Here is a 21,339-nt window from a genome sequence, read left to right on the forward strand (position 1 = left end):
GTATGTCACCGATGATCATGAAGATAGCGACACGACCGGATCGGCTGGAAGGAACCGGGTAAATCGTTCCCGGACCGTGCCCTATTCCGCGTGCACGATGACGCCCCGGATGTTCTTTCCGTCGCGCAGGTCCTGATAGCCCTGGTTGACCTCCTCGAGGGTGTACCGCGTGGTGATCAGCTCGTCGAGTTTCAGCTGCCCGGCGTCGTACAGCCGCAGGAGCCGCACGATGTCGTACTGCGGGTTCGCCGACCCGAACAGCGATCCCTTGATGGTCTTCTGGAACAGCGTCAACTCGCAGCCCGAGACGTGCACGGTGAGTTTCTCGGGGTTTGCCAGGCCGGTGATCACCACGGTCCCGCCCTTGCCGATCACGGACGTCGCCGCCGAGACGACCTCCTCGTCCACGGTTCCGACGAGGATCAGGGCCTCGTCGGCCCCTTGACCCCAGCTCAGTTCGTTCACCTTCGCAGCGGCTTCTGCCGCGTTCGCGAATGCGTGGGTGGCACCGAACTTCAGCGCCTGGTCGCGCTTCATCTCCACCGGGTCCACCACGACGATGTACTTCGCGCCCGCGTGCAGGGCACCCTGGACGGCGTTGATCCCCAGGCCACCGATTCCGTAGATCACCACGATGTCACCGGGCCGCACATCCCCCGCGTACACGGCGGTCCCCCATCCGGACGGCACACCGCAACCGACGAGCACCGCGGTCTCGAGCGGCAGCCAGTCGTCGACCTTGACGACCGAGTGCTGGGAGACGGTGGCGCGTTCGGAGAAGGTCCCGAGCATGCACATGGCACCGAAATCGGTGCCGCCGGAGTGGAACCGGAACGATCCGTCGGGCATGGAACCCTCGAGGATGGTGGCACCCATGTCGCACAGGTTCTGCCGGCCCGTCGAGCAGTATCGGCAGGTGCCGCAGTTGGGGATGAAACTGCACACGACGTGGTCGCCGGGCTCGACCTTGGTGACGCCCGGGCCGACCTCCTCGATGATGCCGGAGCCTTCGTGGCCGCCGACGATCGGGAATCGGGGCGGAAGGTCTCCGTCCGTCAGGTGCAGATCGGAATGACACAGGCCCGCTGCGGTGTATTTGATCAGGACCTCACCCGGGCCCGGTCCGTCGAGGTCGAGTTCCATGATCTCGAACGGTCGTCCGGTTTCGAGCAGCACTGCCGCCTTGGTCTTCATCGTCATCTCCTCGGATCGACGTCGGATCGACTCCCCGAGTTCAGTGTGTCACGGATCACATGTACTGCCCGCGGGACGGGGATACCGGGATGCACGAACCCGGCACGTCCGCCCGGCTCCCAGCACTGACGTCCGACCACGGGCGCCGGCGCCCGAAGACGACTTGCCGTGCGCACCGCCGCTCCGCGTCGGGCGTCTTGCGATCGGTTTCGCGGGGGGGCGTTTCGCCGGTGGCTCGGAATCGCCGAGCGGTGGCGGTTCGGCACGTTGGGGCGATGTACCGAACCGAGGCCGATCCTGCACCTCTCGGACCGATCCCCACGACCTTCGTCGGCGCCTTGGCCGCGCAGGACTCATCACGCACAGGGAAGGCGGTCATGGGGAACTAAACAGCCTGCCGCACAGTTGCGTTCAGGACACCGATCGGCGGAGCCCTGTTCGTGTTCGTGTTCGAGTAGGCGGCCCGGACGTTCCGGGCTCGCACCGCGTTCGCCGTCGTCGCAGCAGTGTCCTGTTCCCAGCTTGTCCTGGGCGATCGTCCACCTCGCGTTGCGAATGGCCGCGTACTTCGAGGCGGCGGAACCGCCTAGCGGCCGATCAGATCCAGCGACACCTGCCGCATCTCGACCTTCCGGATCTTCCCGGTGACCGTCATCGGGAACTCGTCGACGATGTGGACGTAGCGCGGGATCTTGTAGTGGGCGAGCTTGCCGGTGCAGTACTCCCGCAGCGAATCCACGTCGAGGGGTTCGGCGCCCTCACGCATCCGGATCCACACCATGAGTTCCTCGCCGTACTTGTCGTCGGGAACGCCGACGACCTGGGCGTCGAGGATGTCCGGATGGGTGTAGAGGAACTCCTCGATCTCGCGCGGGTAGATGTTCTCGCCGCCGCGGATCACCATGTCCTTGATGCGGCCGGTGACCGAGACGTATCCGTCGGCGTCCATGACACCGATGTCGCCGGTGTGCATCCACCGCGCCGCATCGATCGCCTCGGCGGTCTTCTCCGGCTGGTTCCAGTAGCCGAGCATCACCGAGTACCCGCGCGTGCACAGCTCGCCCGGTTCACCGCGCGGCACGGTCAGCCCGGTTGCCGGGTCGACGACCTTGATCTCGAGGTGCGGTCCGACGCGGCCGACCGTCGCGGTGCGCTGATCGATGCTGTCGTCGCTGCGGGTCTGGAGCGACACCGGGGACGTCTCGGTCATCCCGTAACAGATGGACACCTCGGTCATGCCCATGCGTTCGATGACCTGCTTCATCACCTCGACCGGGCACGGAGAACCGGCCATGATGCCGGTTCGCAGGCTCGTCAGGTCGTAGCCGTCGAAACCGGGGTCGGCGAGTTCGGCGATGAACATCGTCGGCACGCCGTAGAGCGACGTGCAGCGCTCCTCGGCGACGGCCGCGAGCGTCTGCGCCGGCTCGAAGGACGGCCCCGGAATCACCATGGTCGCGCCGTGACTCGTGCAGGCGAGGTTGCCCATGACCATACCGAAGCAGTGGTAGAACGGCACCGGGATGCACACCTTGTCGTCCTCGGTGTAGTGGCACAGCTCCCCGACGAAGAAGCCGTTGTTGAGGATGTTGTGATGGCTGAGGGTGGCCCCCTTGGGGAAACCGGTTGTCCCCGAGGTGTATTGGATGTTGATCGGGTCGTCCGGAGACAGGCCGGCCTGTGCGGCGTCGAGACGGGTACGGTCGGCGGACAGTGCGGCCCGGCCGGCCTCCACGATGTCGTTCCATTCCGGGTATCCGAGCAGGACGACCTGTTCGAGTTCCGGGCAGTTGCCACGCACCTGGGCGATCATTCCGGCGTAGTCCGAGGTCTTGAAACTCGGTGCGGCGACCAGCATCCGGATGCCGGCCTGGGTGAGCACGTACTGCAGTTCGTGCGACCGGTAGGCGGGGTTGATGTTGACCAGGACGGCGCCGATCTTGGCGGTGGCGTACTGCACCAGCACCCATTCGGCACAGTTCGGAGCCCAGATGCCGACGCGGTCGCCCTTGCCGATGCCGGCATGCAGGAGACCGAGCGCGAGTGCGTCGACCTCACCGGCGAGTTCGGTGTAGGTCCAGCGCCGGCCGGTGGGGCGGTCGACGAGGGCGTCGCGGCCTCCGTGTCGGGCGACCGTGCGATCGAAGTTGTCTCCGATCGTGTCGCCGAGCAGCGGAACCTCCCACGCCCCCGAGGCGTAGCTGGGAAGTTCGGGTGTGGGGATGCCGGTCATCGATTTCTCCTGGGGTGTGCGCAGCCCGGGTGGGTGGGACTCGTCCACCATCCTCACCCTTTCCGGGCCACCGGTGTTCGGATTCCGGACAGCTGCCGCGATCACGGCAGCAGAGAACGGCGCCCTCCCCGGGGGGTGACGGGGAGGGCGCCTGCGCGATCTACAGAGCGCGATCGCGGGTCTCGACGAGCGCCCTGGTGCAGACGAGGCTCAGGACGCCGAGGACGGCGAGCATCAGGCCGATGGCGATGCCCCCGTAGGAGGCGGCCAGCGGTGCGGCGAGCATCGGCGGGATGGCGCCGCCGAGGACACCGGCGAGGTTGTAGCCGAGGCCGGCACCGGTGTAGCGGTAGCGGGTGTGGAACATCTCCGGGAGCAGCGCGCCGCAGGGACCGTATGCGATGCCGAAGATCGACAGGGTGACGATCATGCCGATCACGAACGCCGCGGGTGAGCCGGTGTCGAGCAGCGGGAACAGCGCCAGTGCCCACACCACGGAGAAACCGCAGGAGATCATGATGACCCGGCGACGGCCGACCCGGTCCGAGTACAGGGCGGACAGGACGATCGCGGCGCCGAACACGAGCGACGAGACGATGCCGACGACGAGCACGAACGGTCGCGAGAACCCGAGGGTCTTCGTCGCGTAGCTGGTCAGGTACGCGGTGCCCATGTAGAAGAAGGCGAACATGATCGCCAGCGCACCGGCCGAGAGCAGGATCTCCTTGGTCTGGTAGCGGAGCGCGTCGAGGAACGGGAGGGTGCGCTTCTCGGCCGTTCCGGTGGGCGCAGCCGCGCGGGCCGCCTCCTCCGCACGGAAGACCGGGGTCTCCTCGATGGCGAGCCGCATGTAGAGGCCGATGGCGACGAGAACGATGCTGAACAGGAACGGGATTCGCCAGCCGTAGGTGAGGAACGCTTCGTTGGTGTCACCGAGCGCGAGGCCGGTGAACAGGAACGTGCCGCTGGAGAGGGCGAAGGCGATGGCCGGTCCGAGCTGCGGGAACATCGCGTACAGGCCGCGTTTGCCGGGCGGGGCGTATTCGGCGGTGAGCAGGGTCGCGCCCGCCCATTCACCGCCGACGGCGAAGCCCTGGGCGAACCTCAACAGCACCAGGATGATCGGGGCGGCGACGCCGATGGTGTCCGCTCCGGGCAGCAGCCCGATGAGCAGTGTCGACACGCCCATGAGCAGCAGCGTGGACACCAGGGTCTTCTTGCGGCCGATCCGGTCACCGAAGTGTCCGAACAGCATGGCGCCGACCGGCCGGGCGATGAACGCGACCGCGAAGGTCGCGAACGCGGCGACGGTGCCGGCGGTCGCGCCGAGCGCAGGAAAGAACACTGTCGGGAACACGAGCGCAGCGGCGGTGCCGTAGATGAAGAAGTCGTAGAACTCGATCGTGGTACCCATGCAGCTGGCGATCGCGACTCGCCGGATGCCGGGGCCGCTCGTGGTGGGTGCGGGCGCCGCGGCTGGGCGCCGGCTTCCGGGCGCGACCGGGGGTTCGCTCCCCGGTGTCGACACAGTGGTCACGGTTGTCCTCCGTTGATTTTCCGTCCGGGCCGCGGCGGCGTCCGCTGCGACTGGATGGAAAGGTAGTGACCCGCCTCACTCCGCACTACCCCCGAAAGGGGGGTGTATGTGAGGCGGGTCACATAGTTCGCTTAACGAAGGACAGCGCCCCGGCGAAGGGCGCCGTGCGTCAGTTGCCCGAGGCGCCGGCCAGTTCGGCGCGCATCTCGTTCCACACCGTGGCGTAGGAGTCGATGTTGCCCGCGGTCGCCCACGTCAGGGCGCCACCCTTGACCTTGCCGAGCGCCTCGGCGAACAGGTCCTGATACCGGGACAGGCGCGGCACGAATGCGGAGACATCGTCGAAAACGTTCTGCGCCTTACGATCCAGCGCGACGAGCGCGTCGACGAAGCCATCCGCCTCCACGTCCGCGAGGAGCTTGCCGAACTCCTCGTCGAGCGCTCCGAACTGCTCGAACAACTCCGCGATGGAGTCCTCGTCGATGGACACCCGCTCGGCGTCGAGCTGATCGTCGAGCTCCGACCGGCCCTTGTCGCTCAGCGAGATGGCACCGCGGTTCTCGGTGGCCTTACCCTGCTCGATCAGCGCGTCGTAGGCGGCCTGCCCCGCGCTCACCCCCACCCCGAGGTGAGCGGCGATCACCTCCGCGGTGACGGCCTTCTTGAGCGACACCGTCTGCAGCAGCGCCAGCTCGTCGACATTTCCTGCGAACGCCATATCCCACTCCTCATCGCCCGGCCCGCGGGCGGGATCCGTCCCGTCCGGTCGGACGGTGCCTCGATTGTTGCCCACCGGGTCCGGTCACGGGGAACCCGACCTCGGCGCGGGGACGGCTGCTGCGCTGCGAGGTTCTGAAGATAGGCTGCCCAACCATGCGCATACGCTCCACCCGTCGCGGCCGGTTCGCCGCCGCGGCCCTCCTGCTCACCGTCACTCTCGCCGCGTGCGGCAGCACCGACTCCGGCGCCGGTGGCTCGGCCGCCGGGAACACCGAGGTCGCCACCGGCGGCCGGCTGTTCGCGACCGCCGACGAGGAGACCGCGAAGCTCGGCAGCGACGCGGCGCCGGGCGAGTTCCCGCGCACGGTCACCCACGCACTCGGCGAAACCGAGATCCCGGCGAAGCCGGAACGCGTCGTGGTCCTCGACAGCGGCGAGCTCGACGCGGTGTTGTCGCTGGGCATCACCCCGGTCGGCATGGCCGCCCCGGAAGGCGCTGCCGGGCAGCCCTCCTACCTCGCCGACAAGCTCGAGGGCGTCGCCGACGTCGGCACGACCAACAACCTCGACCTCGAGGCCATCACCGCGTTGAAGCCGGACCTGATCCTCGGCAGCAAGCTGCGGGCGGACAAGCTGTACCCGCAGCTGTCGACGATCGCCCCGACCGTGTTCGCGATCCGCCCCGGCTTCCCGTGGAAGGAGGACTTCCTGCTCGTCGCGGATGCCCTCGGTGAGGAAGAAGCCGCCGAGGCGCAGCTCAACGCCTACCAGAGCCGTGCCGACGAGGTACGCGAGTCGATCGACGGCGATCCGAGCATCTCGCTGGTGCGGTTCATGTCCGGCAAGACCCGCCTCTACGGGAACCTGTCGTTCATCGGCGTGATCCTGCAGGACACCGGCCTGCGTCGCCCGGAGATCCAGAACATCGAGGAACTCGCCGTGGAGGTGAGCCCGGAAACGATCACCCAGGCCGAGGGCGACTGGGTCTTCTACTCCAGCTACGGCGCCGAGAACGCGCAGGCCGAGGTCCTCGACGGTCCGCTGTGGGCGAGCCTCGGCGCGGTGCGGAACGGACAGGCGGTGGCGGTCAGCGACGAGACGTGGTTCCTGGGTCTCGGTCCGACCGGCGCCATGCGGGTTCTCGACGACCTCGAACAGCTACTCGCCGCCGGCTGACCCGGCGGTCGTCTCTCCCGGGCCGATCGCGCGGGAGGTGTCCTTGAGATCGACCCCGGATCGGCCGAGCCGCCGCGCGCCGGCGACCAGCCCCGCGACGACCCGCGCCGCCGCCTCGTAGCCGAGACCGACCGGCGGGTGGATGTTGGACACACAGTTGCGTTCGGCGTCCACCCGCCCCGGCCTCGGCTCGTGGGTGAGATACACGCCGAGACTGTCGGCCACCGACAGTCCCGGGCGCTCCCCGATCACCACGAGCACGGTGCGCACGCCGAGCGCGGCACCGATGTGGTCGCCGAGCGCGACCCGCGCCGCCGTCGCGATCACCGGGGGCGCCACCGTCAGATGCCGTGGCAGGGCCGCGACGATCGCGGTGACCAGCGCCGTGCCGTGCTCGGCCAGCGCCCGCGGGGACAATCCGTCTGCGAGAACGAACCCGACGTCCGCCCCGGTCACGGGAACGTCGCCGAGGTCGTCGGGGATCCTTCCCAGATCGGGGCGTCGCAGGTACTCGCCGCGGTCGCGCACCCGGCTGCGCACCACCAGCGGATCACCGATCCCGATGGTGCCCACCTGCGCGGCAAAGGTTTCCACGTCGAGGGGCTGATGGACGGCGTCGCGGGCGGCGGCGTGCGCGGACCGGAATTCGAGCAACTGCGCGGTCGGGACACCGTCGCCGACACGCCCCAGGCCGATGCGCGCCTGCGTGGCCGCGCGCAGTGGCCCCCAGAAGTCCCCGCCCGCGCTCATGCCGCGCCACCGGTGAGGGCACGCAGCGGGGACGCGGCCGGATCGACGGGCAGGATCCGCCCGTCGTCGTCGGCCATGCCGAGCCCGCGCAGCCAGTGCTCGAACTCGGGGGCCGGCCGCAACCCGAGCGCCCGCCGCACGTACAGGGCGTCGTGGAACGAGAGGGACTGGTAGCCGAGCATCACGTCGTCGGCTCCGGGCACCGTGATCACGAACGACACCCCGGCCACACCGAGCAGCGTGAGCAGGGTGTCCATGTCGTCCTGGTCCGCCTCGGCATGGTTGGTGTAGCACACGTCCACCCCCATCGGCAGGCCCAGCAGTTTGCCGCAGAAGTGGTCCTCGAGACCGGCCCGCACGATCTGCTTGCCGTCGTAGAGGTATTCCGGCCCGATGAATCCGACGACCGTGTTGACCAGCAGCGGATCGAACTCCCGCGCGACCGCGTATGCCCGGGCCTCGAGCGTCTGCTGATCGACCGGACGGCCCCCGGTGCCCAGATGCGCACCGGCGGACAGGGCCGACCCCTGACCGGTCTCGAAGTACATGACGTTGTCGCCGGCGGTGCCGCGCCCGAGGGAGCGCCCCGCCTCGTTCGCCTCCCGCAGCAGCGCCAGGTCCACCCCGAAACCGGTGTTCGCGCCCTCGGTGCCGGCGATCGACTGGAACACCAGATCGACCGGGGCACCGGCCTCGATCAACCCGAGGGTCGTGGTCACGTGCGAGAGCACGCACGACTGGACCGGAATCTCGAAACGTTGCCGCATCTCGTCGAGCAGGTGCAGCAGGTCCGCGGTGGCCCGCGGCGAATCGGACGCCGGGTTGACGCCGACGACCGCGTCGCCGCAGCCCATGAGCAACCCGTCGAGGGTCGCCGCGGCGATGCCACGCGGGTCGTCGGTCGGATGGTTGGGCTGCAGGCGGGTCGCGAGGCGACCCGGCAGGCCGACGGTGGTGCGGAACGCGGTGGTGACGGTGACCGCCCGCGCCACCGCCACCAGATCCCGGTTGCTCATGAGTTTGCTGACCGCGGCCACCATTTCGGGCGTGAGACCCGGCGCGAGCGCATCCAGGACGGCAGCGGCGTCGGGTCGCGCCGCGATGTCGAGCAACCGGTCGCGCAGGCCGCCGACCGTCAGGGACGCCACGCCGTGGAACGCATCGCGGTCGTGCCTGTCGAGGATCAGCCGGGTGACCTCGTCCGACTCGTACGGCACCACCGGCTCGGCGAGGAACCTGTCGAGCGGGACGTCGGCGAGCGCCCACTGTGCGGCGGCGCGCTCGGCGTCGGATTCTGCTGCGCACCCGGCCAGTTCGTCGCCGGAACGCAACGGGGTGGCCTTGGCGAGCAGGTCGACGAGCCCGTCGAAGCGGTAGGTCGTGCCGGCGAGTTGCTGGGTGTAGATCGTCACGTCCGGTCCGGTCCTCCGCCTCGTCGGGCCGACGGCCCCGTCGGTGCCGCCGCGCCCTCACCGTACGGACGTCCGGTACCCGCCGCGTCAGCACGCGGTCACGGATCGGTTACGAGGTGGCGTTTCGCCCGGGGGGCACCGGGCAGGCGTCGGCGGCGTCGGCGGTGACGGTCGGCTCGGCCGCCGGATCGGGGCGGATGCCCGCCTCCCAGTCCCTGCCGAGCAGCAGCGGTACGCCGGAGAGTGCGGTGTTCTCGTCGTCGGTGAACACGACGCCGCGGCTGAGGAACCGGACCCCCTCGGGTGCTTCGACGCTGAACCCCGAGCCCCGGCCCGGGACGACGTCGAGCACGAGCCTGGTGTGCTTCCACGCCTCGAACTGGGAACCGGAGATCCACACCGGCACGGCATCGCGGCCATCGGGAAGGTCGGGGGCGGTATCGCCCACGCCGAGCCGGAGGTCGAGCACACCGAGCAGCACGTCGCGGTCACCGATGATGAACTCGCCGTCCGGGTAACACATCGGCGCCGAACCGTCACAGCAGCCGCCGGACTGGTGCATCATCAACGCCCCGTGGCGATCGGTGAGGCGTCGCAGAAGGGCGACGGTGTCGGCGGTCGCGACGACGCGCGGCGGAGCGGGCATGTGTGCATTCCCTTCTGACGTTTCCCTACGTTGTTCGCTGCCCACCACCCGTTCGCTACCCACCACCACCCGTTCCCGAGCGAATGTATCCCTCGTCTCCTTCAACCGACGGAACGATACATTCGCTCGGGAAACCCGGTGCGCGGGCGGGAAACCCGGTGCGCGGGCAGGTGGATGGGCGGTCGATCAGAAGAAGCCCTGGGCCTTCGGCGCGTAGGACACCAGGAGGTTCTTCGTCTGCTGGTAGTGGTCGAGCATCATGTGGTGGTTCTCGCGGCCGATACCGGACTGCTTGTAGCCGCCGAACGCCGCGTGCGCCGGGTACTGGTGGTAGGTGTTCGTCCACACACGGCCGGCCTGGATGGCGCGACCGGCCCGGTAGGCGACGCCGCCGTCGCGGGACCACACGCCGGCACCGAGCCCGTAGAGGGTGTCGTTGGCGATGGAGATCGCGTCGTCGAAATCGCTGAACGAGGTGACCGACACGACGGGACCGAAGATCTCCTCCTGGAAGATCCGCATGGTGTTGTTGCCGCTGAACACAGTCGGCTGCACGTAGTAGCCGCCGGACAGGTCGCCGCCGAGGTCGGCGCGTTCACCACCGGTGATGACGGTGGCGCCCTCGTTCTTGCCGATCTCGATGTAGGAGAGGATCTTCTCGAGCTGGTCGTTGGAGGCCTGCGCACCGATCATCGTGTCGGTGTCGAGCGGGTTGCCCTGACGGACCGCCTTCGTGCGGACCGCGGCGAGCGAGAGGAAATCGTCGAAGATGTCCTGCTGAATGAGCGCGCGGGACGGGCAGGTGCACACCTCGCCCTGGTTGAGCGCGAACATCGTGAAGCCCTCGAGCGCCTTGTCCTGGTAGTCGTCGTTCGCCGAGAGAACATCGGAGAAGAAGATGTTCGGGCTCTTGCCGCCGAGCTCGAGGGTGACCGGGATCAGGTTCTGCGACGCGTACTGCATGATCAGGCGCCCGGTGGTGGTTTCGCCGGTGAACGCGATCTTGCGGATGCGCGGGCTCGACGCGAGCGGCTTGCCCGCTTCGACACCGAAACCGTTGACGATGTTCACCACCCCCGGGGGCAGCAGGTCACCGATGACCGAGATCAGGTACAGGATCGACGCCGGGGTCTGCTCGGCCGGCTTGAGGACGACCGCGTTCCCGGCGGCGAGCGCAGGGGCGAGCTTCCACACGGCCATGAGGATCGGGAAGTTCCACGGGATGATCTGGCCGACGACGCCGAGCGGCTCGTGGAAGTGGTATGCGACCGTCTCGGAGTTGATCTCCGAGATCGAACCTTCCTGCGCGCGAATGGCTCCCGCGAAGTAACGGAAGTGGTCGACCGCGAGCGGAATGTCCGCGTTGAGGGTCTCGCGGATCGGCTTGCCGTTGTCCCACGACTCGGCGAGCGCGATCGACTCGAGGTTCTCCTCGATACGGTCGGCGATCTTGTTGAGGATCACCGCGCGCTCCGCGACCGAGGTCTTGCCCCACGCCGGGGCAGCGGCGTGCGCGCCGTCGAGCGCGAGTTCGATGTCCTCCTCGGTGGACCTGGCGACCTCGGTGAACGGCTGCCCGGTGACGGGGGTGACGTTCTCGAAGTACTGCCCCTTGACCGGCGCGACCCACTGGCCGCCGATCCAGTTGTCGTACCGGGACTGGAAGGACATCAGGGCGTCGGGTGAACCGGGGCGGGCGTACACGGTCATCGGTGGCTCTCCTGCGTGTCGTCGGGCCGCACGTGTGCGGGGCGATCGGGTCATCCCCCTTGCGGGGTGTGATCCGGAACACTAGGAGCGCCGGGGTTGCAACTACGTTGCGAGTTGCCGATCCAACAGATCCACTTTGGCCTTGACCTGCGCATACATCGCCGAATTCGGATCGAGGGTGGTGAGGTACGCGGACCAGGCGGCGAGGTCGGCGCGACCGTGCACCGACGTGGTCCACCGCGCCAGCAGGTGTGCGTCGCCGGTGCGCAGCAGTGCCGCCTGCATCCGGGTGCGCAGTTCGTCGCGGATCTCCTCGACGCCGGGTGCGGCCGACCCGGGCAGTACCGGCCCGGTGTAGAGCCGCACGGCCGTCGCGGTGTCGCCGCGGTCGAGAGCGCCGCGCACGTCCGCGACGTCGGTGACGAGATCACCGAGCAACCGGTACGGACGCGATCCCACACGGTCCGAGCCGAAGGCCTTGCGCAGCCGCGACATCTCGGCGCGGATCGTCACCGAGTCGAGTTCGCCTTCGTCGAGCAGGACCGCGAGCCGGTCGGCGCCGAGACCTTCCGGATGATCGGCGAGCAGGAGCAGGATCTCGGCGTGCCGCTGCGACAACGGAATGCGCTGGCCGTCGCGATGCAGCATCGGCCGGCCCGACCCGAACGTCTCGAGCCGGGGCACCGACCCCGTCAGCAGGTGCGGAGCGCTGACGAGGTGCAGCCGCAGTTCGGCTTCGGCGGCGGCCACGGTCGCGCGGACGAGTTGCAGCACTTCCGGCACGGCCACGCGCGGGCCACCGGTGATGTCGATGGCGCCGAGGATGCGACCGCTGACCGGATCGTGCACCGGCGCCGCCGAACAACTCCACTCGTGCACGGTGCGGTTGAAATGTTCGGCAGCGAAGATCTGCACCGAATGATCCAGCGCCAGAGCCGTTCCGGGAGCGTTGGTTCCGACGTGGTCTTCGCTCCAGTCGGCGCCTTCGACGAAGCTCATCGACACGGCCCGGTCCCGGGCGGAGTGATCGCCCTCGACCCACAGCAACCGCCCGCGTTCGTCGCTGATCGCGACGAGCAGGCCACCGTCGGCAGCGTCCTCGACGAGGAGTTTGCGCACCACGGGCCGGATCAGCGCCATCGGGTGTCCCGAGCGGTACTCCTCGAGATCGATGCCGGCGAGCAGACTCGGCTGATCCACGGAGTCCGGGTCGATACCGCGTTGGACGCTGCGCAGCCACGAGTCGCGCACGACCGAGCGGACCGTCGCGGTGTCCTCACGCGCATCCAGGAAGGACCGGTGAGCGGAGGACATGCGCAACGCGTGTGCGGCGGCGTCGTCCCCGGGTCGCAGCGCCACCCAGGGGTTCGCCGACGGGCTCGTTCGTTCGGTCATCTACCGGCGTCCTCCTTGCCGACACTGTAGTCCCGATCACACCGGTGGTGTAAAGCGCCTGGTGTGCCTTCGTGGCGCCTCCGACCGCCACAAAGACACACCGAAGCGGTGGGCGAGCATCACGGCGGTCGCGTGAGGGCCCCGGCTCGGCACCTCGGGGAACACGGAGGTGTCGACGACGCTCAGGCCGTCGATGCCGCGGACCCGGCACCGCTCGTCGACGACCGCTCCCTCGTCGTCGCCCATCCGGCACGTACCGGACAGGTGCAGCGACGTCCCGAGAGTCGTGGTGAGACCGCTCGCGTCGACGAGGTCGGTCATCGCGGCGAGCATGTTCGATGCGAGGCGGACGCCCTCGCGCAGGTCGGCGCGATCCTGCGGATGCCCGAGATACCGATAGTCCAGGACGGGCGCGGACCGGGGATCGGCGCGATCGAGCACGATTCGGCCACGACTGCGGGGCCGGGTGAGCACGACGCCGAACACCGGGTCGGCGACGCCGCTTCCGGGAATCGCCGCGCCGAACGGCACGGTGTAGGGCCGCAACTCGAGAGTGCCGGTGTGCAGGACCGTCTCGAGCAGGGGCGACCCAGTGGGCACATCGCGGCGGTAGCGGTACCCGATCGCGACCTCGGGATGGTCGGTGAAGTCCCGGCCGACCCCGGACAGGTTGTGCTGCAATGTGATTCCGATCCGCCTCAGCTCGTCGGCGGGTCCGATCCCGGAGAGCATCAGAAGCTGCGGCGAGCGCACGGCGCCCGCGCAGACCACGACGTGGTCGGCAGTGATCGTGCGGGCGCCGGTCCCCTCCGCGACCTTCACCGCCACCGCGCGACCGTTCGCCACGACGACACGCAGTACCTCGGTGCCGGTGGTCACGGTGAGGTTCGGCCGGTGCAGCACCGGCAGCAGATACGCGAGCGCAGGACCGACGCGCATCCCGTCGCGGATGTTCAGCGGGACACGGCCGACACCGTCGGGACCGGGGGCGTTGAGATCGTCGACGGTCGCGAATCCGGCCGAGACGGCGGTCCGGTGGAACGCGGCGGACACCGGGTGCAGCCGATCCCACGGGACCCGGGCGACCGGCACGGGACCGTCGCTGCCGTGCAGGTCACCGGGGAAGTCGGTGTCGGTTTCCACGGCGCGGAAGTCGGCGAGCACCTCGTCGTACGACCACGACGCCGGCCAGTGGGCGAGATCACCGGGCCGGGCCCGCACGAAGTAGGCGCCGTTGACGGCTCCGGAACCGCCGAGGAGGCGTCCCCGCGACACGGTCGTTCCGGTCTCCGGAGTCGGCCGCGCCGGGAAGGTCGCTGCCCACCTACTGCCTGGGCCAACGGGAATGGTTGCAGCATCGAGGATTTCGCGGGGAGTATCGGCCACGGACCGATATCCGGGACCTTCTTCCAGGAGCAGCACGGACCGGTCCGGGTCGTCGCTGATTCGCGCCGCGACCACCGACCCGCAGCTTCCCCCGCCGACCACCACCACGTCGGCATGCGCCGGCAGCACGTCAGTTCCGGATGTCGGGAATCAGCGCGGCCGGATCGCGGGCGTCGAGCGCGCCCTTCCACAGCCCGGCACCGTAGGCGAGGTCGTCGAGGCGCTTGTAGAGCACGTAGCGCGCGGGGTCGAGCCCACCCTCCTCCCGGTGGCCGAACCAGTCCCAGAGTCCTTCCGCGACAGCGAAGGCCACGACCGCACGGCGCACCCGTCCGGAGAACAGCGACGCAACGAGCGTGACCGGCCAGTAGTGCCGGCACAGGGCGGACGCGAGTTGCCACATGCCACCCGCGAAGCCCTGCGCGGTGAGTACCGCGGCGATGCGGGTGGGCTGGTCGAGTTCGGAGAACATGCGCCGCAGCCGCAACAGGGTCACGACCAGCGAGACCGCGGAGCCGATCACGCCGATCCGGGTGCAGGTTGCGGCGGCGACGCACGCGAACAACGTCCACACCGACATCACCATCGGAGCGACCGAACCGGAATGCCGGGCCGCGAGCGGGGCGGCACCGGTCCCGTAGAAAGCCTTGCGGGTGAACCACTTCCGGAAACCGATCCGATGGTCGTGGGCGACCCGCGCGACCGGCTCGTAACGCAACCGCCAGCCGGACTGCTGTAGGCGCCAGCACAGGTCGACATCTTCCGCGACGTGCATGGACTCGTCGAACCCGTCGAGTTCGACCAGCACCTCCCGGCGTACGACCATCGCGGCGCTGGGCACGTACGCGACCGGGCTGCCCGCGACCACCGCGGCTTCACGGCGACCGAGATCCAGCGACGACCGCGCATGTTCGTAGCGGGCGAGCGGGGCACTGTCCGGGTCCAGCGCGACGATACGCGGCGCGACGAGCGCGACCGCGGGATCCGTGAAGTGCCCGAGAATCGCTTCGAGCCAACCGATGCGCGGCACCACATCGGAATCCAGAAAGGCAACGAACGGTGTTGTTGCCGAGCGCATTCCGGTGTTACGTGCCGCCGCCGGCCCCCGCGACCTCTCGTGACGCAGGACCGTCACCTGCCCGGTCGTGGGTGCGACGAAGGGCATCGCGGAGCCGTCGTCGACGACGATCACCCGGATCGACTCGAGCGCCTTCAGCACGCGGGCCAGCCCGTCCGGGTTGTCCTTCGCCGGGATCACGACGGTCACGTCCGCGGTCGAGGGCAGGGCAGTGGGCCGGGGGTTGCCGACCCCCGAGTCGAGGAGCCGGCGAGCCACCACCGCAGTCCGGGAGTCCACGACTCTCAGGTAACCGTCGTCGAGCATGGCCGCCGCAGCGGGCGCGAGTTTGAGCATGCGGGTCGGCGACCCGCCGATGAGGACGCGGCCGTCGGAGAACGCCCGCACGCGCGGGTCGATCCGGACACCGAAGCCGTCGGGCAGTCGCGACGTCGGAGTGCGCGTCGATGCGCCGCCCTGTGTCACCGGAGTCTCCCCTCTGCACCGGGCTGCCAGCGGGCAACCTGTGCAGTCGCACGTTCGACCAGGTCTGCGAACATCCGGGCGCCCCGTTCCGCGCTGGCGGCCGTCGGGTCGCCCAGTACCCCGTTCGCCGACACGGCGACGATACCGCCCTCGCGCAATCGGGGCAGCAGAGTCGCGATGGATTCCGTCGAACCCGCCTCGGCGTGCTCCATCGCGACGACCTCGGGGGCCAGATGCAGCAGCAGACTGGTCTCGGTGTCGCCGGCGTGCGCGTCGCCGCCCGGAACCGCGCACGGCAGCCACGCCGCGTCCCGGCCTTCGTAGCGCAGCAGGGCAACCGCTTTCGCGAGAGCCTGGGCGTTGCCGCCGTGTCCGTTGACGAACACGACGCGCGCGGCCCACCGGCACACCGATCGGCCGTACTCGACGAGCAGGGATTCCATGACCTCGGCGCCGATCGAGACGGTGCCCGCGAACGCCTCGTGTTCGCCACTGGCTCCGTAGGCCAGCGGCGCGGCGAGCGCGACGCCGGGCAGGGCTGCGGCGACGGCGGTGGCGATGCGCGTGTCGGTGTCGAGCGGCAGGTGCGGCCCGTGCTGCTCGAAGGCGCCGACCGGAACGGCGACGGTCGCGTGTCCCGGCGCGATGTCCGGCCAGCGGGCGGTGTCGAGGTTCCGTTTCACCGGCCCGATGTTATGCGGTGCCGCTCTCCTGTTCGAGCGCGCGTTCGATCCGGGCCAGTGCCGCCTGCCAGTGGCTGCGCTGCCGCTGCCGTTCATCGGGGCCGGCGAGGCGTTCCTGGTGGAATCTCAGGACTGTCCCGGTGGCGGTCGCCTGCACCGCCACCTGCACCGTGGTGTCATGACTCCACCCGGGCGGACGCCAGGTCAGGCGCACCCGGTCGCCCTCGCGTCGGCTGCGCAGCTCCCCGGTGGTGCCGTCGTCGGACTGCCACTGCTCCCCCTTCTCGCGCGGGATCACCGCGGCGGTGCCGAGCCAGTGGCTCGGTTCGCCGACGATCACCGACCAGACCGTGTCGACCGGGTACGGCAGTGTCTTCGAGACACCGATCTGCCAGCCGGCGTCCTTGGTTCTGCCGACGGCGCCGGCTCCGGAGTGGGTCATCAGTTCTCCTTCCTTCGATGTGCGCGGACCTTGTCCCGGTTGCCGCACCGGGCCATCGAGCACCACCGGCGGCTGCCGGCGCGCGAGGTGTCGACGAAGACGAGCGCGCAGTCGTCGGCGGCGCACCGTTTGACCCTGGCGGCGCGCGGACCGGTGAGCAGGTCGACGGCGTCGCGGGCGAGCGTCGACAGTGCTCGGTCGCCGGTGATCGGCACGACCACACCGGGCGTCCCGAACTGCGGCGCGATGTCCGGCCGGGCGGCGGCGTCGTCGAGGGTCGTGGTGTCCGTACCACTCGGCTCGTGGCCGTCGATGCACCGATTCAGGCTGCGCCACACTGCTTCCCGAACGTCCTTGGCCTGCGCGAGATCGTGTGGACCGACGCGGACGTCGACGACCGGCACGCCCGTCCGGGTGGCGATCCAGTGCGCGAGGTCGTCGGGCGTGTGGAGCGACTCCCAGCGCGCACGCTCCTCCACGCCGCCGGTGTAGACGAAGTCGACGCACAGGGATCCGGAGTCGACCTCGAAGTCGATTCCGTCGGACGATCGGAGCATCACCATGTAACCACCTTAGATGGTTACAGCGATTGCGCAACATGTTCGGGTGAACACGACGCGTAGGCTGCCCCCGTGCTGATCGAACCGCGCAGCCTCGACGATCCGGCTGTCCTCGAACTTCTCGGCGAACTGCAACTCGAATACGTCCACCGCTACGGCGGCCAAGCCGACAACGCCCTGCTCCCGGACGAGTTCGTCGCACCCCGCGGCACCTTCCTGCTCGCATGCGACGACGGATGCCCCGTCGGCATCGGCGGCTGGCGCACCCTCGACTCCTCCTACCCCGGTATCCGCGCCGACGACGCCGAGATCAAACGCATGTACGTGCGGGACACGACGCGCCGCCGCGGGTTCGCCCGCCGTATCCTCGGCGCCCTCGAACGCACCGCCACCGATGCCGGGCGCCGCCGGACCGTCCTCGAAACCGGTACCGCGCAACCCGAGGCGATCGCCCTGTACGAGTCGTGCGGGTACACCCCGATGTCCGAGCGGTACGGCCGGTACGCGTACACCGATTTCGCGCGCTACTACAGCAAACTCCTGCCGCCACTGCGCCTGGCCACCTCCTCGGATCTGCCGCTCCTCCAGGACATCGAACGGGCCGCGGGCGCACCGTTCGCAGACCTCGGCATGACAGCGGTCGCCGACGACGAGCCGCCGAGCATCGAGGAACTGCAGCACTACTGCGATGCCGGACGTGCCTGGGTACATCTCGATTCGGAGAACCGGCCGGACGGTTATCTGCTCGCCGATGTCGTCGACGGCAACGCCCACGTCGAGCAGGTGTCGGTGCATCCCGACCACGCGCGCGCCGGTATCGGAAGGATGCTCCTCGAGCACGCCGTGAGGTGGGCCCGCGACCACGGCCACGACGCGATGACCCTCACCACCTACGTCGACGTGCCGTGGAACGGGCCGTACTACGCCCGACTCGGGTTCCGCGTCGTCGACGACGCGCACCTCACCCCGGAGCTCCGGGAGATCCGGGCGGCCGAGGCGCGCCACGGCCTGGACCGGTGGCCGCGGGCGGCGATGCGACGCGAGCTCTAGACCGGCCGGAAGGCATCCGCCCGGCCGCCGGCCCGTGTGCACGAGCGGACGACCGGGGACCACGCGGATGAGTTTGTCAGGACCTCGACGGGACCGGTTCCCGGGGTCGTCGTCACAGCGCGGCGGCCGCGCGCATCCCCTCGATGATCGCCGAGTCCAGCCGTCGTGGCGTCACCGCATCGCCGACGCAGATCAACCGGAAATTCTCACCGTGCAACTCGTGCCACAGCTCGTCCACCGGTTCCTGATGCGTCGCAACGACGACGTGATCGACAGTGCAGCAGCTGGTTTCGCCGGTGAGGTGATTCAGCAGGGTCACCTCGACGCCGTCGCCGGTCTCCGCGACCGCAGCGACCACCACGTCGGTCACCTGGTCGATGCCCTTGTCGTGGGCGCGCCGGATCCAGCCGTTCATTTCCAGGGTGAGGCCGAGGTCCTGTCCGACGATCATGCCGCTGGTGCACACCGTGACCACGCACCCGCGGTCGGCGAGCAGTTCGGCGACCGACGTCGCCTGGTGGAACCCGAGGTCGTCGACGACGAGCACCCGCCCGGCCGGTTCGGCGTGACCGTCGAGCACGTCGCGCACATCGACGACCCGACGTGAGGTCCCCGCCCAGTCCGGCCGTCGGGGCCGGGCGCCGGTGGCCACGACGACCGCGTCCGGCCGGTGCGCCCGGACTGTCGCGGCGGCGGCGTCGGCGCCCGTGCGGATCTCGACGCCGAGCCGGCGACACTCGGCCTCGAGAGCGGCCACCGCGCCGATCAGCTCGCCGCGGTGCGGGGCGGTCGCCGCAGAACGAATCTGACCGCCCGGCAGGGTTTCCCGTTCGAGGACCGTGACGGTGTGCCCGCGCTGTGCGGCGGTCACGGCGGCCTGCAGACCCGCCGGTCCCGCGCCGACCACGAGGACACGCGCGGGCACGGCCGGGGCGGGCAACGGAATCTCCTCGTAGCCGGCGTGCGGGTTGACCGCGCACCCGATCGGACGCCCCAGCCCGACGCGGCCGATGCAGTCCTGATTGCAGCCGATGCACGGGCGGATCTCGTCGCCGCGACCGCCGAGGGTCTTGCCCGCGAACCCGGGGTCGGCGATGTGGGCGCGCACCGCCCCGACGAGATCGCAGACCCCGTCGGTCAGGGCGTCCCGGACCTGATCCGGGGTCGTGAACCGGCCGACCCCGACCACGGGCAGGTCGACAGCGGCACCGATGGCATCCGGCACGAACAGCGAATAGCCGTGTGGTGTGGACATGGGGGCCTCGACGAGATGCAGGGTTTCGGTGGCGACTCCGACGGACGTGCTCAGGTAGTCGACGGTTCCGGTCGCCTCCAGCAACCGCGCGACGTGCACGGCGTCGTCGATGCCGAGTCCGCCGGGTGTTCCGTCGTGCCCGCTGAGCCGGACCCCGAGGACGAGCCCGGGGCCGATCGCCGCGCGCACCGCGGTGACGATGTCGAGCAGCAACCTGGCACGGCGGTCACGGTCGCCACCGTAGCCGTCGGTGCGCGGGTTGGTGCCGGGAGCGAGGAACGCGCGCAGGATCGACGCCTGCGAACACTGGATCTCGACGCCGTCGAACCCGCCGTCCGCGCAGCGGCGGGCGACGTCCGCATAGCCCGCGACGAGTTCACCGATCTCCCGTTCGCCGATGGCGACGGGCACCTCACGGAACAGCGGGTCCGGGTCCGGTGCGGGCGCCCACAGCGGCCGGCCGGTGTACATGCCGGTGCCTTGCGCGCCGTTGTGGTTGAGCTGGGCGAGAATTCGGGTGTCGTGGGCGCGTACCGCGTCGGTGAGACGCCGGTATCCGGGCAGCACGTCCGGGTCCCAGCCACGGATCAGCTTCTCGTACGGCCGATCCGAGGGGTGCACCGTGTGCTCCTCGGTGACGATCATCGCCGCTCCCCCGCGGGCCCGCGCGACGTAGTAGGCGATGTGCCGGTCGGTGATCTCGCCGTCGACGGCGAAGTTCGTCAGGTGCGCGGGGAAGACGATGCGGTTGCGCAGCGTGACCGGGCCGAGCCGCAACGGTTCGTGCGGCTCGGCGCCGGTCACGTCGCGCGGCACCGGTCAGACCTTCGAGTTGCCTTGGTCGAGCGCCATCTGGCTTCCGGTGATGGTCTTGGCACGGTCGCCGGCGAGGAACAGCACCGCGTCGGACGTGTCGTCGGGGTCGGCGATGGGCTTCTCGGTGAGGATCGGCGCGAAATTGGGCAGCCAGTGCGGGTACTTCTCGAACATCTGCAGCGCGCCCGGATCGGTGCCCATCGGTGTGTTCACGCCGTACGGGTGGATCGAGTTGACGCGGATACGGTACTCGCCCAGTTCCTTTGCCGCCGTCTGCGTCATACCGACGAGTCCGAACTTCGCCGCCGCGTAGTTGATCTGGCCGGGCATGGCCTTGAGCCCCGCGACCGAGCTGACGAGGATGATCGATCCGCCGTTGCCGGCCTCGATCATCGCGGGGGTCGCCGCCTTGAGGGTCTTGAACACACCGGTGAGGTTGATGTCGATCAGTTCCTCGAACTGGTCGTCCGGCATCTCCCAGAAGCGGTTCCACGAGCAGATGCCCGCGTTGGCGACGACGACGTCGAGGCGGCCGAACTGGGCGACCCCCTCGTCGACGACGGCCCTGAGCGCGTCACTGTCGCGGACGTCGGCGATCCGGGCGAGGATCTTGCCGCCGGCTTCCTCGACGAGCCGTACCGTCTCGTGGAAGTCGTCCTCGGTGGCCTGCTCGTAGCTGATGTACTTCGACACGGGCCTGGCGATGTCGACGCCGATGATCGAGGCACCCTCGCGTGCGAAGCGCAACGCATGGTTGCGGCCCTGCCCGCGCGCGATGCCGGTGATGAAAACGACCTTGCCGTCGAACTCGCCCATGTGGCGTTCTCCTTC

Annotated in this window: 18 protein-coding genes; 2 read left to right on the top strand and 16 right to left on the bottom strand. The window is 69.5% G+C overall.

Annotation, left to right across the window (positions count from 1 at the left end):
* Nucleotides 1-81: 81 nt before the first annotated feature.
* From A8G15_RS12170 to A8G15_RS12185, 4 genes are all read right to left on the bottom strand, one after another.
* The gene (locus A8G15_RS12170) at nucleotides 82-1,194 is read right to left on the bottom strand and encodes an NDMA-dependent alcohol dehydrogenase (RefSeq protein ID WP_068159571.1); all 1,113 of its coding nucleotides are present in this window, start codon (nucleotides 1,192-1,194) and stop codon (nucleotides 82-84) included.
* A 586-nt stretch (nucleotides 1,195-1,780) separates the two neighbouring features.
* Entirely contained in the window at nucleotides 1,781-3,427 is a 1,647-nt protein-coding gene (locus A8G15_RS12175; protein WP_068159572.1) for an AMP-binding protein, read from the bottom strand.
* Nucleotides 3,428-3,587: 160 nt separating this feature from the next.
* The gene (locus A8G15_RS12180) at nucleotides 3,588-4,964 is read right to left on the bottom strand and encodes an MFS transporter (RefSeq protein ID WP_068159410.1); all 1,377 of its coding nucleotides are present in this window, start codon (nucleotides 4,962-4,964) and stop codon (nucleotides 3,588-3,590) included.
* A gap of 169 nt (nucleotides 4,965-5,133) precedes the next feature.
* Nucleotides 5,134-5,682: a hypothetical protein gene (locus A8G15_RS12185; protein ID WP_068159574.1), complete on the bottom strand. Its 549-nt coding sequence runs from the start codon at nucleotides 5,680-5,682 to the stop codon at nucleotides 5,134-5,136.
* A gap of 155 nt (nucleotides 5,683-5,837) precedes the next feature.
* Between A8G15_RS12185 and A8G15_RS12190 the strand changes: the two genes are divergently transcribed.
* Nucleotides 5,838-6,860 (top strand): ABC transporter substrate-binding protein, encoded by a 1,023-nt coding sequence (locus tag A8G15_RS12190; RefSeq protein ID WP_068159412.1) that lies wholly within the window; start codon nucleotides 5,838-5,840, stop codon nucleotides 6,858-6,860.
* Here the strand turns inward: A8G15_RS12190 and eutC are convergent.
* The 10 genes from eutC to A8G15_RS12240 all read right to left on the bottom strand — a co-directional run bounded on the left by eutC (nucleotide 6,843) and on the right by A8G15_RS12240 (nucleotide 17,390).
* Nucleotides 6,843-7,610, bottom strand: coding sequence for an ethanolamine ammonia-lyase subunit EutC (eutC, locus tag A8G15_RS12195; RefSeq protein ID WP_068159413.1), 768 nt, complete (start codon nucleotides 7,608-7,610; stop codon nucleotides 6,843-6,845). The two genes, A8G15_RS12190 and eutC, sit on opposite strands and share 18 nt — an antisense overlap.
* On the bottom strand, nucleotides 7,607-9,022 hold the full coding sequence (locus A8G15_RS12200) for an ethanolamine ammonia-lyase subunit EutB (RefSeq protein ID WP_068159414.1): 1,416 nt from the start codon (nucleotides 9,020-9,022) through the stop codon (nucleotides 7,607-7,609). The genes eutC and A8G15_RS12200 overlap by 4 nt, the downstream gene beginning before the upstream one ends.
* Before the next feature lie 109 nt (nucleotides 9,023-9,131).
* The gene (locus A8G15_RS12205; protein WP_068159416.1) at nucleotides 9,132-9,668 is read right to left on the bottom strand and encodes a DUF779 domain-containing protein; all 537 of its coding nucleotides are present in this window, start codon (nucleotides 9,666-9,668) and stop codon (nucleotides 9,132-9,134) included.
* Between the two features lie 186 nt (nucleotides 9,669-9,854).
* A complete protein-coding gene (gene exaC / locus A8G15_RS12210) occupies nucleotides 9,855-11,378 on the bottom strand; it encodes an acetaldehyde dehydrogenase ExaC (protein ID WP_068159418.1) in 1,524 nt (507 codons plus the stop codon).
* Between the two features lie 102 nt (nucleotides 11,379-11,480).
* Nucleotides 11,481-12,773 carry a sigma-54-dependent transcriptional regulator family protein gene (locus A8G15_RS12215; protein WP_068159420.1) on the bottom strand — a complete coding sequence of 431 codons (1,293 nt, stop codon included), beginning with the start codon at nucleotides 12,771-12,773 and terminating at the stop codon, nucleotides 11,481-11,483.
* A gap of 36 nt (nucleotides 12,774-12,809) precedes the next feature.
* On the bottom strand, nucleotides 12,810-14,288 hold the full coding sequence (mftG, locus tag A8G15_RS12220) for a mycofactocin dehydrogenase MftG (protein WP_082899838.1): 1,479 nt from the start codon (nucleotides 14,286-14,288) through the stop codon (nucleotides 12,810-12,812).
* A gap of 1 nt (nucleotide 14,289) precedes the next feature.
* Nucleotides 14,290-15,702 (bottom strand): mycofactocin biosynthesis glycosyltransferase MftF, encoded by a 1,413-nt coding sequence (mftF, locus tag A8G15_RS12225; protein WP_068159422.1) that lies wholly within the window; start codon nucleotides 15,700-15,702, stop codon nucleotides 14,290-14,292.
* Complete coding sequence (gene mftE / locus A8G15_RS12230; RefSeq protein WP_068159425.1) at nucleotides 15,699-16,385, bottom strand: mycofactocin biosynthesis peptidyl-dipeptidase MftE; 687 nt, start codon at nucleotides 16,383-16,385, stop codon at nucleotides 15,699-15,701. Before mftE ends, mftF begins: the two co-directional genes overlap by 4 nt.
* Before the next feature lie 10 nt (nucleotides 16,386-16,395).
* Nucleotides 16,396-16,827: an SRPBCC family protein gene (locus A8G15_RS12235; RefSeq protein WP_068159427.1), complete on the bottom strand. Its 432-nt coding sequence runs from the start codon at nucleotides 16,825-16,827 to the stop codon at nucleotides 16,396-16,398.
* Nucleotides 16,827-17,390 carry a CGNR zinc finger domain-containing protein gene (locus A8G15_RS12240; protein ID WP_082899840.1) on the bottom strand — a complete coding sequence of 188 codons (564 nt, stop codon included), beginning with the start codon at nucleotides 17,388-17,390 and terminating at the stop codon, nucleotides 16,827-16,829. The genes A8G15_RS12235 and A8G15_RS12240 overlap by 1 nt, the downstream gene beginning before the upstream one ends.
* Before the next feature lie 69 nt (nucleotides 17,391-17,459).
* On the opposite strand from A8G15_RS12240, the gene A8G15_RS29855 reads away from it, so the two are divergent.
* The gene (locus A8G15_RS29855) at nucleotides 17,460-18,437 is read left to right on the top strand and encodes a GNAT family N-acetyltransferase (protein WP_082899841.1); all 978 of its coding nucleotides are present in this window, start codon (nucleotides 17,460-17,462) and stop codon (nucleotides 18,435-18,437) included.
* A gap of 112 nt (nucleotides 18,438-18,549) precedes the next feature.
* Here the strand turns inward: A8G15_RS29855 and A8G15_RS12250 are convergent, their stop codons facing one another.
* Nucleotides 18,550-20,508, bottom strand: coding sequence for a mycofactocin system FadH/OYE family oxidoreductase 2 (locus A8G15_RS12250; protein WP_082899842.1), 1,959 nt, complete (start codon nucleotides 20,506-20,508; stop codon nucleotides 18,550-18,552).
* 3 nt (nucleotides 20,509-20,511) lie between these two features.
* Complete coding sequence (locus A8G15_RS12255; RefSeq protein ID WP_068159428.1) at nucleotides 20,512-21,324, bottom strand: mycofactocin-coupled SDR family oxidoreductase; 813 nt, start codon at nucleotides 21,322-21,324, stop codon at nucleotides 20,512-20,514.
* Nucleotides 21,325-21,339: the final 15 nt, after the last annotated feature.

Source organism: Rhodococcus phenolicus, from assembly GCF_001646785.1.
Classification (GTDB): Bacteria; Actinomycetota; Actinomycetes; order Mycobacteriales; family Mycobacteriaceae; genus Rhodococcus; species Rhodococcus phenolicus.

Excerpts from the sequence above, each read along its gene's own strand:
- A8G15_RS12240 (WP_082899840.1), bottom strand. The coding sequence starts at position 17,390 with ATGGTGATGCTCCGATCGTCCGACGGAATCGACTTCGAGGTCGACTCC.
- A8G15_RS12255 (WP_068159428.1), bottom strand. The coding sequence starts at position 21,324 with ATGGGCGAGTTCGACGGCAAGGTCGTTTTCATCACCGGCATCGCGCGC.
- A8G15_RS12215 (WP_068159420.1), bottom strand. The coding sequence starts at position 12,773 with ATGACCGAACGAACGAGCCCGTCGGCGAACCCCTGGGTGGCGCTGCGA.
- A8G15_RS12205 (WP_068159416.1), bottom strand. The coding sequence starts at position 9,668 with ATGCCCGCTCCGCCGCGCGTCGTCGCGACCGCCGACACCGTCGCCCTT.
- A8G15_RS12235 (WP_068159427.1), bottom strand. The coding sequence starts at position 16,827 with ATGACCCACTCCGGAGCCGGCGCCGTCGGCAGAACCAAGGACGCCGGC.
- exaC (WP_068159418.1), bottom strand. The coding sequence starts at position 11,378 with ATGACCGTGTACGCCCGCCCCGGTTCACCCGACGCCCTGATGTCCTTC.
- eutC (WP_068159413.1), bottom strand. The coding sequence starts at position 7,610 with ATGAGCGCGGGCGGGGACTTCTGGGGGCCACTGCGCGCGGCCACGCAG.
- A8G15_RS12190 (WP_068159412.1), top strand. The coding sequence starts at position 5,838 with ATGCGCATACGCTCCACCCGTCGCGGCCGGTTCGCCGCCGCGGCCCTC.
- A8G15_RS12185 (WP_068159574.1), bottom strand. The coding sequence starts at position 5,682 with ATGGCGTTCGCAGGAAATGTCGACGAGCTGGCGCTGCTGCAGACGGTG.
- A8G15_RS12170 (WP_068159571.1), bottom strand. The coding sequence starts at position 1,194 with ATGAAGACCAAGGCGGCAGTGCTGCTCGAAACCGGACGACCGTTCGAG.
- A8G15_RS12175 (WP_068159572.1), bottom strand. The coding sequence starts at position 3,427 with ATGACCGGCATCCCCACACCCGAACTTCCCAGCTACGCCTCGGGGGCG.